The 13,103-nt window shown below is 66.4% G+C and carries 15 protein-coding genes; 13 read left to right on the top strand and 2 right to left on the bottom strand.

The features are described from left to right. Positions 1 to 65 precede the first annotated feature (65 nt). From prfB to HLH35_RS02850, 8 genes are all read left to right on the top strand, one after another. Positions 66 to 1,197 (top strand): peptide chain release factor 2 gene (gene prfB, locus HLH35_RS02885; RefSeq protein ID WP_182977705.1). Its coding sequence is split into 2 segments (ribosomal slippage): positions 66 to 134 and positions 136 to 1,197, totalling 1,131 coding nucleotides; the frame shifts between segments, so codons are not numbered across the junction. A gap of 588 nt (positions 1,198 to 1,785) precedes the next feature. Beyond that, positions 1,786 to 2,445, top strand: coding sequence for an energy transducer TonB (locus tag HLH35_RS02880; RefSeq protein WP_182977704.1), 660 nt, complete (start codon positions 1,786 to 1,788; stop codon positions 2,443 to 2,445). A 93-nt stretch (positions 2,446 to 2,538) separates the two neighbouring features. Further along, positions 2,539 to 3,603, top strand: a complete 1,065-nt coding sequence (locus HLH35_RS02875) for a MotA/TolQ/ExbB proton channel family protein (protein ID WP_182977703.1) — start codon at positions 2,539 to 2,541, stop codon at positions 3,601 to 3,603. 2 nt (positions 3,604 to 3,605) lie between these two features. After that, positions 3,606 to 4,031 carry an ExbD/TolR family protein gene (locus HLH35_RS02870; RefSeq protein WP_182964793.1) on the top strand — a complete coding sequence of 142 codons (426 nt, stop codon included), beginning with the start codon at positions 3,606 to 3,608 and terminating at the stop codon, positions 4,029 to 4,031. 146 nt (positions 4,032 to 4,177) lie between these two features. Further along, the gene (locus tag HLH35_RS02865; protein WP_182977702.1) at positions 4,178 to 4,612 is read left to right on the top strand and encodes an ExbD/TolR family protein; all 435 of its coding nucleotides are present in this window, start codon (positions 4,178 to 4,180) and stop codon (positions 4,610 to 4,612) included. Positions 4,613 to 4,616: 4 nt separating this feature from the next. Continuing rightward, positions 4,617 to 5,864 (top strand): tetratricopeptide repeat protein, encoded by a 1,248-nt coding sequence (locus HLH35_RS02860; RefSeq protein WP_246384799.1) that lies wholly within the window; start codon positions 4,617 to 4,619, stop codon positions 5,862 to 5,864. A gap of 166 nt (positions 5,865 to 6,030) precedes the next feature. Next, a complete protein-coding gene (locus HLH35_RS02855; RefSeq protein WP_246384798.1) occupies positions 6,031 to 6,825 on the top strand; it encodes a response regulator transcription factor in 795 nt (264 codons plus the stop codon). Between the two features lie 433 nt (positions 6,826 to 7,258). Further along, complete coding sequence (locus HLH35_RS02850; RefSeq protein ID WP_338029277.1) at positions 7,259 to 8,611, top strand: ATP-binding protein; 1,353 nt, start codon at positions 7,259 to 7,261, stop codon at positions 8,609 to 8,611. Here HLH35_RS02850 and HLH35_RS02845 read toward each other — a convergent pair. Beyond that, complete coding sequence (locus tag HLH35_RS02845) at positions 8,569 to 9,597, bottom strand: YncE family protein (protein ID WP_182977700.1); 1,029 nt, start codon at positions 9,595 to 9,597, stop codon at positions 8,569 to 8,571. The two genes, HLH35_RS02850 and HLH35_RS02845, sit on opposite strands and share 43 nt — an antisense overlap. 367 nt (positions 9,598 to 9,964) lie before the next feature. Here HLH35_RS02845 and HLH35_RS02840 point away from each other — a divergent pair, with 367 nt between their 5' ends. Genes HLH35_RS02840 through HLH35_RS02825 form a run of 4 tightly spaced genes read left to right on the top strand, consistent with a single transcriptional unit; the run spans position 9,965 to position 12,326 of the window. Continuing rightward, positions 9,965 to 10,528 (top strand): NifU family protein, encoded by a 564-nt coding sequence (locus HLH35_RS02840; RefSeq protein ID WP_182977699.1) that lies wholly within the window; start codon positions 9,965 to 9,967, stop codon positions 10,526 to 10,528. Between the two features lie 35 nt (positions 10,529 to 10,563). Next, on the top strand, positions 10,564 to 11,148 hold the full coding sequence (locus HLH35_RS02835) for a malonic semialdehyde reductase (protein WP_182977698.1): 585 nt from the start codon (positions 10,564 to 10,566) through the stop codon (positions 11,146 to 11,148). 18 nt (positions 11,149 to 11,166) lie between these two features. Continuing rightward, positions 11,167 to 11,844 carry a tRNA (adenosine(37)-N6)-threonylcarbamoyltransferase complex dimerization subunit type 1 TsaB gene (gene tsaB / locus HLH35_RS02830; protein ID WP_338029276.1) on the top strand — a complete coding sequence of 226 codons (678 nt, stop codon included), beginning with the start codon at positions 11,167 to 11,169 and terminating at the stop codon, positions 11,842 to 11,844. After that, positions 11,841 to 12,326, top strand: a complete 486-nt coding sequence (locus HLH35_RS02825; RefSeq protein ID WP_338029275.1) for a GNAT family N-acetyltransferase — start codon at positions 11,841 to 11,843, stop codon at positions 12,324 to 12,326. The genes tsaB and HLH35_RS02825 overlap by 4 nt, the downstream gene beginning before the upstream one ends. A gap of 31 nt (positions 12,327 to 12,357) precedes the next feature. On the opposite strand, the gene HLH35_RS02820 is transcribed toward HLH35_RS02825, so the two are convergent. Further along, the gene (locus tag HLH35_RS02820; RefSeq protein WP_182977696.1) at positions 12,358 to 12,600 is read right to left on the bottom strand and encodes a sulfurtransferase TusA family protein; all 243 of its coding nucleotides are present in this window, start codon (positions 12,598 to 12,600) and stop codon (positions 12,358 to 12,360) included. An 89-nt stretch (positions 12,601 to 12,689) separates the two neighbouring features. Here HLH35_RS02820 and HLH35_RS02815 point away from each other — a divergent pair, with 89 nt between their 5' ends. Further along, positions 12,690 to 13,094 (top strand): MucR family transcriptional regulator, encoded by a 405-nt coding sequence (locus HLH35_RS02815; protein ID WP_182977695.1) that lies wholly within the window; start codon positions 12,690 to 12,692, stop codon positions 13,092 to 13,094. The last annotated feature ends 9 nt before the right edge of the window (positions 13,095 to 13,103 follow it).

The raw sequence follows: 13,103 nt of genomic DNA, 5'->3' as shown, positions 1-13,103 counted from the left end.
TTTGCATTTCCTGTCGGGCAGGCCGCCGGTCGGCTGCCCCTCTTGACCGATGGAGTTCCTGTTCCATGTCCGCCGAGACCGAGGCTCTCAACGACCAGATCAAGCAGTCGGTGGCACTGCTGAGGAGGCATCTTTGACTGGGATGTCGCACTTGGCCGCCTGGCCGAACTGAACAATCGGGCGGAGGACCCGGATCTGTGGAACGATCCGGATGCCGCCCAGAAGCTGATGCGCGAGCGCACCCTCCTGGCCGGGCAGGTCGAAGGGGTGCAGCGGCTGGAAGCCGATGTCCGCGATACGCTGGATCTGGTCGAACTGGCCGAGATGGAAGGCGACGAGGCCGTCCTGAAGGACGCCACGCGGATGCTGCGCGACCTGGCCGAGGAGGCCAAGCGCCGCGAGACCGAGAGCCTGCTGTCCGGCGAGGCCGACAGCAATGACTGCTACATGGAAGTCAATGCCGGCGCGGGCGGTACCGAGGCCCAGGACTGGGCCGAGATGCTGCTGCGCATGTACACGCGCTGGGCCGAACAGCATGGCTACAAGGTCACGCTGATGGAAAGCTCGGAGGGCGAGCAGGCGGGGCTGAAATCGGCGACGATCCAGGTGTCCGGTCCCAACGCCTATGGCTGGCTGAAGACCGAGGCCGGCGTGCATCGGCTGGTGCGGATTTCGCCCTTCGACGCCGCCGCGCGGCGGCAGACCTCGTTCGCCTCGGTGTGGGTCTATCCGGTGGTCGATGATTCGATCGAGATCGAGATCAACGAAGCCGACCTGAAGGTCGACACGTTCCGGGCCTCGGGCGCGGGCGGACAGCACGTCAACAAGACGGAATCCGCGATTCGTATCACCCATATTCCCACCGGCATCATCGTGGCCTGCCAGACCGACCGGTCGCAGCACCGCAACCGGGCCACGGCGATGACGATGCTGAAGGCCCGCATGTACGAGCAGGAACTGCAACGGCGCGAAGCCGCGGCAGCCCAGACCGAGGCGGCGAAGACCGATATCGGCTGGGGGCACCAGATCCGTTCCTACGTGCTGGCGCCCTACCAGCTGGTGAAGGACCTGCGGACCAATGTCGAGCGGGGCAATCCCGGCGCCGTGCTGGACGGCGACCTGGACGATTTCATGGCGGCGGCCCTGGCCGCCCGGGTGGGGGCCACCCGGTCCGAGGCCAGCGCCTCCGCACAGTGATCGCGGGATATCTCCGGCGGCAGGAAAGGGTGGCTTCGGCCGCCCTTTTTTTTGGCCGTCTCCATGGTGCGGTTCGGTGCCGCGCGATGGATTCGAACCCGGTCCCGGCCTCTTGCGTTGAGGCTTCGTCAGCGCGGTGAACGAGGCCGCATGGCGCCGGCCGGCCGTTGTGTCGGATTCGCAACGAAATCGGACTCGGCGCGAAAAATGGCAGAAAAACGGGCACGATCTCAAAAATCGCCAGTTTTTGGCCATTTATGACAGGTTGTTAATATGGCCATTTTTTGGGCCACTGATGACAAATTACTCGTTTCAAATTCGATAAATATCTTGCTTGACATCGGATGGGCGCAATAGCCCAATTCGACGGCTTGGCGGCATTTCGATGTCTGTCCGGTCAGGTCGGAACGCAGGGGATGCACGATCCCGATGTAGTCTGTTACGCCCTTTCGCACGTGCCCGTGGTTCGCGCCACGGCATGGCCCGGGTTTACCCGGGCGGAGGGTCGGACGCTGCGCAGTGGTCCTGATTTGTTGTGGTTTTGAGTGCCGAAACCGGCGTGGACGAGAGGGTTAAGGAGGTTTCGACATGAACTACGCGGAACAACAACGCAGTCCGACGAAGCATATCATCGGCATAACTGTCGTTGTTCTCCTGCACGTGGTTCTGATCTGGGCGTTGATGAACGGTCTCGGGGCGAAGATCGTCCAGGAGCTGCATCCGCCCATCCAGACCAAGATTATTACGGAGCCAAAGCCGCCGCCGCCGCCGCCACCGCCGCCGCCGCCGCCGGTGATGACGCAGCCGCCGCCGCCGTACATTCCGCCGCCGAAGATCCAGATTCAGCCACCGCCGCAGCAGGTGATCAAGCAGGTGACGCATACGCCACCGCCGAAGCCTGTGCCGCCTTCGCCGCCTGTGCCGCCGTCGGCGCAGAACGCGCCGGTCGGGCCGCCGGTTCCGGATCATCTGGCGGGTGCGCGTCCGGTCAACAACGTCAAGCTCGAATATCCCGAGGAAATGCTCGAGGAGAATCGGGAAGGCCGCGTGACCGTGGTGTGCGACGTGGAGCAGGACGGGTCGACCAGCAACTGCGCCGTGACGAGCGTGCAGGGTGGGCAGTCTTTCTCCCAGGCCGCGTTGGATTACGTCCGCCGCGCCCGGTATCAGCCAGCGGTGAAGAATGGCGTGCCCATCAAGGAGTTCCGCCATCCGTATACGATTACCTTCAGGCTCAGCAACGACTGAGGGTCACCTAACGACCGGGGCCGGCCGGATGTTAAGTCCGACGGTTCCGGGGTTCCGGTAAACGGGCCATTTACCACAGAGGATTTGGAGTACATGACCAGACTGCACCGTGTTCCTGTCGTTGCCGCGTCGGCCCTGGCTGCCATTCTGAGCGTCTCGTCGCCCGTGATCGCGGTGGCTCAGGACGCACAGTCCACCGCTCCGGCCGCCGCTCCCGCTCCTGACGCGTCGGCTCCTGCCGCCACGGCGCCGGCTGCTCCGGCGCCCGACGCATCGGCCCCCGCCGCCGCTCCGGCCGCGCCGACCGACGGTTCGGCTCCTGCCGCCCCGCCCGCCGATGGTGCTGCCCCGGCCGCTCCGGCCGCCGATGCGTCCGCCCCGGCTCCCGTGACGCCGCCGGCCGAAGACGCCGCCCCGGCCAAGCCGGCGGGCAACCCGTACGGCCTGGATGCGCTGTGGCGCAATGGTGACATCATCGCCCGCGGCGTCCTGCTGATCATGGTCGTCATGTCGCTGGGCACGTGGTACATCATGATCACGAAGTTCTTCGAACAGATGCGTATGTTCTCGGCCGCCAAGGAAGCCGCGACGACCTTCTGGACCAAGTCCTCGATCCAGGAAGGCGCCGCCGCGCTGAAGCCGTCCTCGCCGTTCCGCTACATCGCCGATACCGGCATCGTCGCGGCCGAGCACCATGAGGGCACGATGCAGGAATCGATCGACCTGCATACCTGGACCTCGATGTCGATCCAGCGCGCCGTCGACACCATCCAGGCGCGTATGCAGGGTGGCCTGGCCTTCCTCGGCACCGTGGGTTCCACCTCGCCGTTCGTCGGTCTGTTCGGCACCGTCTGGGGTATCTATCACGCCCTGACCGCCATCGGCATCGCCGGCCAGGCGTCGATCGACAAGGTTGCCGGCCCGGTCGGTGAATCGCTGATCATGACCGCGATCGGTCTGGGCACCGCCGTTCCGGCCGTGCTGGGCTACAACCTGCTGGTCCGTCGCAACAAGGGTGCCATGGACAAGGTCCGCAACTTCGCCGCCGACCTGCAGTCGATCCTGCTGGGTGGCTTCCGTCATGGTGTCGCGCCGGAAATCGTGGTTCATCCCGATAACTCGCCGACCACCACCACCACCTCCAACCGGGTTGCCTGAACATGGCGATGCAAGTCGGAGGCGGCGGCGATGAAGACGAGGTGGTGTCCGCCATCAACACCACTCCACTTGTCGACGTCATGCTGGTGCTGCTGATCATCTTCCTGATCACCATCCCAGTCGCAACACACACGATCAAGGTGACCCTGCCGAAGGACGCCAACCAGCCCACTCAGACCAAGCCCGGCAACGTGGTGCTGGCGGTGACGGAGAACGGGCAGATCTACTGGAATGAAATCGCGATCAAAAGTCGCGCTGACCTTCTGGACAGGCTTGAAAAGGTGGCGGTGATCAAGCCGCAGCCCCAGATCCAGATCCGTGGCGATGCCAAGTCGCGCTACGAATCTGTGGGGCGGGTGATCGCCACCTGTCAGGAAGCCGGGATCTACCACGTCGACTTCATCACCGAGCAGCCGCACTCGGACTGAACGACGGGGAACAAGGGGCCGGTTCACGCCGGCCCCGGACTTCCGGGAATCTCACATCAGGGCGCCGCGTTCGCCCGTCCGCACCGGTTCAGGGGTGGGCGGCCTGAACGGTCCGGCAGTCCGCGTTTTTTAGAGAGTACACCGCCATGGGCATGAGTGTCGGCTCCGAGAGTACCCACGAAGACGAAGGCATGGTCGATATCAACACGACGCCGTTGATCGACGTCATGTTGGTGCTGCTGATCATGCTGATCATTACCATTCCGCTGCAGACCCATTCGGTCGCGCTGGACCTGCCCCAGGGCAACCCGCCGCCTTCGACCGAAGTGCCGAAGGTCGTGACGCTCGCGATCGATTTCGACAACAGCATTTCCTGGAATGGCGAGCCCATCGGGGACGAGGGATCGCTGCTGGCGCATTTCCAGCAGGCTGCCGCCGAGCCCGACCAGCCTGAAATGCATATCCACCCCAATCGTCTGGCCGACTACAAGACGGTGGCGCATGTCCTTGCGGATGCCCAGAGGCTTGGCATTACCAAGCTGGGTATCGTAGGTCAGGATCAGTTCATGGAAGGACAATGAGCTGATGTCATTACGTCTGTTCCGCGCCGGCCTGCTTGCCGGCGTGATCGCCGCCGTTCCGTTTTCCGTCTCGCCGGTCGGGTCCGCCCTGGCGGCCGATGCCCTGAGTGCCAAGGTCGGCAAGCCCTTGCAGCAGGCGCAGGCCGCCCTGGCCGCGCACAGCTATGCCAAGGCGATGGCCGCGGTCGACGCGGCCGAGGCCGTGCCGGGCAAATCGGACTATGAAGAATATACCATCACCCAGATGCGCGCTGCCATCGCGGCGCAGTCGGGCGATGTGGCGGCGGCGACGGCCGCCTATGACAAGCTGATCGCGTCCAGCCGCACTCCCAAGGATGCCAAGCTGCAGATGATGATGGCGGAGGCCACGATGGCCTACACCGCCAAGGACTATCCCCGGGCCGTCGCCGGGACCGAGCAGTATCTGAAAGCCGCCGGCAGCAACCCGGCGATGGAAACGCTGCTGATCCAGTCCTATTACCTGCAGCAGGATTACAAGAATGCGGCGCGCGTCCAGCAGGCGCAGATCGATGCCGCGCTCAAGGCCGGCAAGGTGCCCGCCGAGTCCCAGCTGCAGCTTCTGGCGGCCTGCCAGACGCAGCTCAAGGACCAGTCGGGGCTGAACCACACCTATGTGACGCTGGTGTCCTATTATCCCAAGCCGGAATATTGGGCGCTGATCCTGCATGGGCTGATCACCAACCCCAAGGTGGCGCCCGGCCTGCAGCTTGATGTCTATCGCATCCGGCTGGCGGCGGGCGTGCTGACGGCGCCGTCCGATTTCATGGACATGACCGAACTGGCCATGCAGGCGGGCCTGCCGCAACTGGCGCTGGACCTGATGAATGCCGGTTACGCCAGCGGCGCCCTGGGCAAGGATGCGGGGGCCGCGCGCGAGGCCAAGCTGAAAGCCATGGTCGTGAAGGCTGTGGCCGACAAGAAGGCCACCATCGCGGCGGACGAAGCGGCCGCGGCCAATGCACCGACGGGCAATGCACTGCTGACCGTGGGTTACAATTACGTGACCTTCGGCCAGGCGGACAAAGGCCTTGCGGTCATGCAGCAGGGGCTGACGAAGGGTCCGCTGGACCCCAATATCGGCAAGCTGCATTACGGGCTGGCGCAGGCAGCGGCCGGGCATACCGCCGACGCCATCGCGACGCTCAAGACCGTCGCGGGCGAAAATGGCGCCCGGGATATCGCCCAGCTCTGGGTTCTCAAGCTGACCCCGGCAGCCGCCGCCCATCACTGAGTGGTGGCCGGGCATGAACGGCCCGGCATGATGACCTGGCATACGGCGAGGCCGGGCGGATCGTTCCGCCCGGCCTTTGCTGATTGATGGGGTCCTTTTCGCCGATGCCGATTTTGCGGTATCCTTCTGTCATCCCGGCCCGATCAGGCGGCCGGTGCTTTCAGGAATGACGATTCACCCCGTGACGATGTCCCAGACCGCCCCCGATTCCGACCTGCCTGCCCGCATTCTGGTTGTCGAGGACGATCCCGGCATGCGCACCCTGCTGGTAAGGGCCTTGCAGGCCGATGGCTATCGCGTGCGGGGCGTGCAGGACGGGCGCGAGATGTGGGCCGCGCTGGCGGCATCACCCGCCGATCTGATCGTGCTGGACGTGATGCTGCCGGGTACCAACGGGCTGGATCTCTGCCGCTCGCTGCGGCGGGGCGGCACGCCAGGTAGCGAGGCCATCCAGCCCGATCGGCACACGCCCGTCATCATGGTCTCGGCCCGGGGCGAGGAACTGGACCGCGTGCTCGGCCTGGAACTCGGCGCCGACGATTATGTGGCCAAGCCCTTCAGCCAGAAGGAATTACTGGCACGGGTCCGCGCGGTGCTGCGGCGCGGCAGCGGTGGCGTGACCGGGGTTCAGCCTAGTACCCCGCGCCGTGAAACGCTGAAATTCGCCGGTTGGACGCTGGATCTGCGCCGGCGCGAACTGACCGACCCCTCGGGCGCGGTGGTGGATATTTCCGGCGCCGAGCATGATCTGCTGGCCAGCTTCCTGGACAATCCGCAACGGGTGATCGGGCGGGACCGGCTGCTGGAACTGTCGCGCACGCGTCTGGGCGATGTGTCCGATCGCAGTGTGGACGTTCTGGTCAGTCGCCTCCGCCGCAAGCTGGGCAACGATTCCGAAGCCCTGATCCGGACTGTCCGGGGGTTGGGGTATATCTTCACCGCCCCCGTAGAACGCCTCTAGTGTGTGCGCGGAAACGCGCGCTGGTGGCGATCCGACGCGCGTTGCCTGCGCTCCGGTGCTCACGGCCATCAAGGCTGCTCCGCTCCGGTGCTCGGAAACGCATGCCGGGCGCGGCCCTATGGGCCGCTCTCGCTCACCAGCCCACGCTTCCGCGCACACACTCCCGGCCATATGCGCTGGTGGCGATCCGACGCGCGTTGCCTGCGCTCCGGTGCTCACGGCCATCAAGGCTGCTTCGCTCCGGTGCTCGGAAACACATGACGGGCGCGGCCCTGTGGGCCGCTCTCTCTCACCAGCCCACGTTTCCGCGCACACACTCCCGGCCATATGTGCTGGTGGCGGCCTGGCGTGCGTCCCGGGTCGGGCATTGACTGTCGGGTCTTCGCCTGGGGTGCGTCGGATCACGCTCTGGCCGCGGGGGTTGGTCGGGCGGGTGACGTTTGTGCTGCTGGCGGCGGTGGCGCTGGTGTTCCTGGGCAGTTCGGCGTTTTACGAAGAGGCCGAGACCTATACGGTCGATGATGCGCAGTTGGACGCCATTGGCGAGCGGCTGGCAGTTGATGCGCGGGTGCTGGCGGCCACGCCGCTGTCCCAGCGGCCGATCCTGGCGGCCATGCTCTCGACCGGCGACCTGACGCTCGACTGGCGGCCGCCCGTGGCGGGCCGGCCCATGAAGCCGGAGCCGGCAGCACTGCGCGACCTGCATGACAGGCTGGTGGCGAACCGCGAAACCCTGCGCGGGGCGGTGCTCAACCTGTCCCCGACCCAGATCGGCACTTCCGACGTGCGCGGCATCGTGCGGCTGCCCGATGGCAGCCGGCTGGGCTTCGTGGCACCGGATATCCTCCAGCCGCATCATATGACGCGGGGCCTTGCCTCGGCCGCTATCCTGGCCGGGGCGGTGCTGCTGGCGGCGGCGATGCTGGTGCATACGCTCAGCATGCCGCTGCGGGCCCTGGCGGATCTGGCGGATGGGGTCGGTTCAGGCCGCTGGGTGCCGGTCGAGGAGAAGGGGCCGCGGGAGGTCCGTCACCTGGCGCGGGCGATCAATGCCATGCAGGATCGCATCCGCCGGCTGATCGCCGACCGGACCGAGGCGCTGGCCGCCGTGTCGCACGATTTGCGCACGCCCCTGGCACGCCTGCGTCTGCGCGCCGGCTTTCTGAACGATCCGGAAGCGCAGAGCGCGATCGAAAGCGACGTCGCGGAGATGGAGGCGATGGTCGGCGGCGTGCTGGCCTATCTGTCCGGCGAGAATGACCCCGAAGCCGCGCGATCGGTGGATCTGGTCTCGATCCTGAGGACATTGGTCGACGATGCGGCCGACCAGGGGCGGGATGTCGTGTATGACGGCGCGGAGCACTGCCTGGTGAAAGTCCGGCCGCTGGCGATGAAGCGCGTCTTCGGCAATCTGATCGACAATGCGGTCAATTATGGCGGCGCGGCCCGGGTGGGCCTGTCGGTTGCGCCCGACGGGTTGCGGATACGGGTCGATGATGATGGGCCAGGCCTGCCCGAAGCCGAACTGACGCGGGTGCTGGCACCCTTCTATCGCGTGGAGGGGTCGCGGTCGCGGTCCACGGGCGGTCTGGGGCTGGGGCTGGCGATCGTGAACCGCGAGGTGACGCGTGAAGGGGGCCGGTTCACCTTGGCGAACCGGCCCGAAGGCGGATTGCGGGCCGAAATCCTGCTACCCCGCTCGCGGGTCCAGAACGGGGGCAAGGCTCAGGGCGCGGGCAAGGCTCAGGGTGTCGGCAGGGCGGGGCGGTCGGCCATCGACAGGTGAAGCAGGGGCTGGTTGGTGTTCAGCCAGATCCCGTGCGGCGAACGGCCGGTGCGGATGGTGTCGGTGACCTCGCCGCTCGTGGGGTCGATGATCGCGACATGCTGCCGCCAGCGCAGCGTCGCCCACATCTTGCCGTCGGGCGCGAAGACGATGTCATCCGGGCCGCCCGCCACGTGATAGGACTGCACGACGTTCAGCGTATCCCAGTCCAGCCGTTCGATGACGCCCGAGGCGCGGCAGGTTACATACAGGCGCTTCTGGTCGGGCGAGACGAACAGATTGTGCGGACCCGGCGCCATTTCGATCTTGCGCGCGATATGCCCGTCCGTCGGGTCCAGGGCCGCGACATAGTTGGTGCCCATCACGCCGACCAGGATCTGGCCGTTATGCCACAGCACGCCGGCGGGCGTGGACCCGACATCGGATGTCCACAACACGTTGCCGGTCGCCGTTTCGATGGCCGTCAGCTTTCCGGTATCCTGCAGGCTGACATACACCACCGAGGAATCCGGCGCGTAGTTCATGTGGCTCGGCATCGCGTCCACATGGATGCGGTGCAGCAGGTGATAATCTGCGGCGTCGTAGATATCGACCTGGTTGCGGGCCAGTCCGGCGACGGTGAAGAAGCGGCCGTCGGGGCTGAACTGAAGCTGGTAAGGGTCGGCGACGGGAACCTGCTTCACCCGCTCGCCGGTGACCGCATCGAGAAAGAACAGCATGTTGCCGGCCGTATCGCCGACCAGCAGATATTTGCCATCGGGCGTCGGCGCGGTGTGGTGCGGCTCGCGCAGGACGGAGACGCGGCGGATTTCCTGATGGGTGTCGATATCGAATTCGCTGATCGTGGCATCGGCGGAATTCAGCACGAAGGCCAGGCGCTCGGCCCGCGCGGCCCCGGCGGAGAGAACGGCCATCGACGCGCATGCCATCATCAGCATGCTGGCGCGGCGGACAAGGCGGGTAGGGCGGAGCGGGACGGAACGCATGGTGGATTCGGTGCCTCGGCTGGTCAGAACAGGCCCTCGCCGTGGATCGCACGTCCCTCGCCGGGCCCGGGAACCTGACCGAAAATGCGGGCCGGCTCCCACATCATGCAAGGCCAGAGCCCTTTCTGTGTGTCAATGCATTTCGGACATCGGGTGCTGCTTTCGCCATGACTTCGCGCAAGGACAGATTGCGTTTCCGTCATCTCCGGCGGGACAGACGCATTCCCGGCGGCTCGTCCACAGGCGGCGGCATGCCTCCATTCCGCCATCAGGGGCTTGTTTCGCCGCGCGTCTTGGCACATCTGGACAGTAACCGGACCGCCACGGTCCGCCTTGCGCTGCCCCCAGCCGGATAAGGCCCATATCGATGTTCATCGAAACCGAAGATACCCCCAATCCCGCGACCCTGAAATTTCTGCCGGGCCGCACGGTCATGCCCGGGCGCAGCACCGCGGATTTCGTCAGCCCCGACGCGGTTGCCGGCCGGTCCGCGCTGGCGGAAACCCTGTTCGACCAGCCCAGCGTGGCACGGGTCTTCCTGGGTGGCGATTTCGTGGCCGTGACCAAGGACGAGACGGTCGAATGGTCGGCGCTGAAGCCGCAGATCCTGTCGGTCCTGGTCGATTTCTTCGTCTCCGGCCGCCCGGTGGTCGAGGAGGATACGGCGGTCGAGGAAGAGCTGATCGCGCCGGAGGATGAGGAAATCGTCCGCCAGATCAAGGAACTGCTGGACACGCGCGTCCGTCCGGCCGTGGCCGGCGATGGCGGGGACATCGTGTTCCGCGGCTATCGCGACGGCGTGGTGCGCCTGACGATGCAGGGCGCCTGTTCGGGCTGTCCGTCCTCGCGGGCGACGCTGAAGCATGGCGTCGAGAACATGTTGCGGCATTATGTGCCGGAAGTGGTGTCGGTCGAGCAGGTGGACGCCTGACCTTCCGGTCACCGTTACGCAAGGTGGGAGACGACATGGTTCTGGACGAAGCCGGGCTGGACCTGCTGTTCCGTACGGCGCGCACGCCCGAGCGCTGGCGCGACGAACCGGTGACGGACGATGTGCTGCATCGCCTGTACGACCTGGTGCGGCTGGGGCCGACCTCGGGCAATTGCTCGCCCGCCCGTTTCGTCTTCCTGCGCACCGCCGACAATCGCGAAAGGCTGCGTGCCACCCTGTCCGAGGGCAATATCGACAAGGTGCTGTCCGCGCCGGTCACGGTGATCGTGGCGCATGATCCGCTGTTCTTCGACCGTTTCGCGACCCTGAACCCCGAGCCGGGGCTGCGGGCCTGGTTCGCCGCCGATGTCGGGCTGGCCGAGGAAACGGCCTTTCGCAACGGCACCCTGCAAGGGGGGTACCTGATCATGGCCGCGCGGGCGCTGGGGCTGGACGTGCTGCCGATTTCCGGCTTCGACGCCTATGCGGTCGAGGATGCGTTCCTGGCCGCACAGGGCTGGCGGGTCAATTTCCTGGTCAGCCTGGGCTATGCCGATGGACAGCCCGAGCGGCCGCGCGCGCCGCGCCTGTCCTTCGACGATGCCTGCCTGATGCTCTGACCCCACGTGCGGATTCTGGTGATCAACGCTGCCCCGGCCGGGGCAGAGGCGACGGCCCTGCTGGGCTGTGTTGAGGGGGAGACGGGTGCGCTGCATCCCGTGCGGATGCTCGACCTGCCTGGGCGCGGGGGTGCGGAGGCGATGCCGGCCCATTGCAGCGCGCTGCTGACGGCATGCGGATGGCGGCCGGCGGATCTCGACCTGATCGCGGTGGTCGTCGGGCCGGGCTCGTTCACCGGATTACGGGCGTCGCTGGCCCTGGCGCACGGTCTGGCGCTGGGGACGGGCTGCGCCCTGGCGGGTATCACGAGCGGCGAGGCCATGGCCCGTGCCCTGCGGGAAGAGGCCGGGCCTGGGCGGGCGGTGCTGTGCCTGTCCTTCGCGCGGCGTGGCCGCATCTTCGTCGAGCAGGATGGCGTGGTTCAGGCCGCGATGTGTGACGATTTCGTCTTTCCGCCCGGCAGGCTGCTGCTGGCGGGCGACGCGGCGGCCGGCATGCTGGCGGCACGCGGAGCGGGGCGGGACGATATCGTGCTGTCATCGCGAACCGTACCCGATGGGGTGATGATCGCGCAGGCGGCCCTGGACCGCCGGGCGGCCGGGCTGGCGGCGCGCGAGATCCTGCCGCTTTACGTCGATCCGCCCGAGGCGAAACTGCCTGCGGCGGGGCTGCGCCCAGCCCCCGGCGCATTGTGACCGGGGAAGCGGGACCCGTCATCGGCCCGGGTGGTGCGCATATGGGGGCGCTGCTCGCCGCCCTGCACCGCGCCGCGTTTTCGCCCGCCGACTGTTGGGACGCCGCCGCGATGGACGCGGTGCTGGCGATGCCCGGCGTGCTGGTCGGGCTGGGGCGGATGGGGGACGAGCCGGTGCCCGAAGGGTTCGTCATCGGCCGGGTCGCGGCCGACGAGGCCGAGATCCTGACCCTGGCCGTTGCGGGGTCGGCGCGCCGACGGGGGATGGGGCGCGCGCTGCTGGACTGGATGGAAGGGCAGATGGCGGCCCGGGGGGCGGCCCGGCTGATCCTGGAAGTCTCGGCGGCCAACGCGGCCGCCCAGGCGCTGTATCGGGGGGCGGGATTCAGCGAAATCGGCCGGCGCCGCGCTTATTATCCCGATGGGGCCGATGCGCTGGTGCTTGAGCGGGCATTGACGGACGGAACGCCTCCGGCGCCGTGATGGCCTGTGAAATTTTCATGACGGGCCGGGGTCAGGCAGGCGCCTTGACGATCAGGATTTCGTGGATCTCGTTACCGTGATCGGTCTGCGCCGTGATCGCGTGACCCAGCTGCCGGACGCTGCGGCTGACATTGTCGAGCGGCACCGCGCCCCGCAGCCGAACCCGCAGACAACCGCCGTTCGGCAGTCGATCGAGCGCCAGGCGCGTGCGTACGAAAGTCATGGGACAGGTCTCGCCAGTAATGTCGAGTGCCGCGCTTTCCTGATCGTTCATCACTATCTCCTTCTCTCCGAGTATGGTTGCGATGGCGTCGGGTTCAATTATATAGAGATGCGTTTATTTTGACTGGCAGGATCTTGGACATGGCCACTGAAATGGCAAACAACACTCTGCGGGACCTGACCGCGCAGATCGCGGCGGCTTATGTCTCGGGCAATGCTGTCGAGGCCGCTGCCCTGCCGGACCTGATCCGGCAGATCTATGGCACGCTGGACGGGCTGGGTCGCGTGGCGCCGGAGCCCGAGCGCCCGGTGCCGGCGGTTTCGCCCAAGCGGTCGGTCTTTCCGGACTATATCGTCTGCCTGGAAGACGGCAAGAAGCTGAAAATGTTGAAACGGCACCTGAAAACGGCCTATAACCTGACCCCGGACCAGTATCGGGAGCGGTGGGGCCTGCCGCATGACTACCCGATGGTGGCACCGAACTATGCGAGCCACCGGTCGTCCCTCGCGCGGAAAATCGGACTGGGTACGAAGCGCGAGGAATGAATATGGGGC

Source organism: Gluconacetobacter asukensis, assembly GCF_014174375.1.
Classification (GTDB): domain Bacteria; phylum Pseudomonadota; class Alphaproteobacteria; order Acetobacterales; family Acetobacteraceae; genus Gluconacetobacter; species Gluconacetobacter asukensis.
The sequence above is the reverse complement of the archived record's forward strand: the minus strand, read 5'-3'. Positions and strand labels throughout refer to the sequence as shown.

Coding starts and splice junctions, on each gene's coding strand:
- HLH35_RS02855 (WP_246384798.1), top strand. CDS start 6,031: ATGACGATTCACCCCGTGACGATGTCCCAGACCGCCCCCGATTCCGAC.
- HLH35_RS02820 (WP_182977696.1), bottom strand. CDS start 12,600: ATGAACGATCAGGAAAGCGCGGCACTCGACATTACTGGCGAGACCTGT.
- HLH35_RS02875 (WP_182977703.1), top strand. CDS start 2,539: ATGACCAGACTGCACCGTGTTCCTGTCGTTGCCGCGTCGGCCCTGGCT.
- HLH35_RS02835 (WP_182977698.1), top strand. CDS start 10,564: ATGGTTCTGGACGAAGCCGGGCTGGACCTGCTGTTCCGTACGGCGCGC.
- HLH35_RS02870 (WP_182964793.1), top strand. CDS start 3,606: ATGGCGATGCAAGTCGGAGGCGGCGGCGATGAAGACGAGGTGGTGTCC.
- HLH35_RS02865 (WP_182977702.1), top strand. CDS start 4,178: ATGGGCATGAGTGTCGGCTCCGAGAGTACCCACGAAGACGAAGGCATG.
- HLH35_RS02840 (WP_182977699.1), top strand. CDS start 9,965: ATGTTCATCGAAACCGAAGATACCCCCAATCCCGCGACCCTGAAATTT.
- HLH35_RS02845 (WP_182977700.1), bottom strand. CDS start 9,597: ATGCGTTCCGTCCCGCTCCGCCCTACCCGCCTTGTCCGCCGCGCCAGC.
- HLH35_RS02860 (WP_246384799.1), top strand. CDS start 4,617: ATGTCATTACGTCTGTTCCGCGCCGGCCTGCTTGCCGGCGTGATCGCC.
- HLH35_RS02815 (WP_182977695.1), top strand. CDS start 12,690: ATGGCCACTGAAATGGCAAACAACACTCTGCGGGACCTGACCGCGCAG.
- HLH35_RS02880 (WP_182977704.1), top strand. CDS start 1,786: ATGAACTACGCGGAACAACAACGCAGTCCGACGAAGCATATCATCGGC.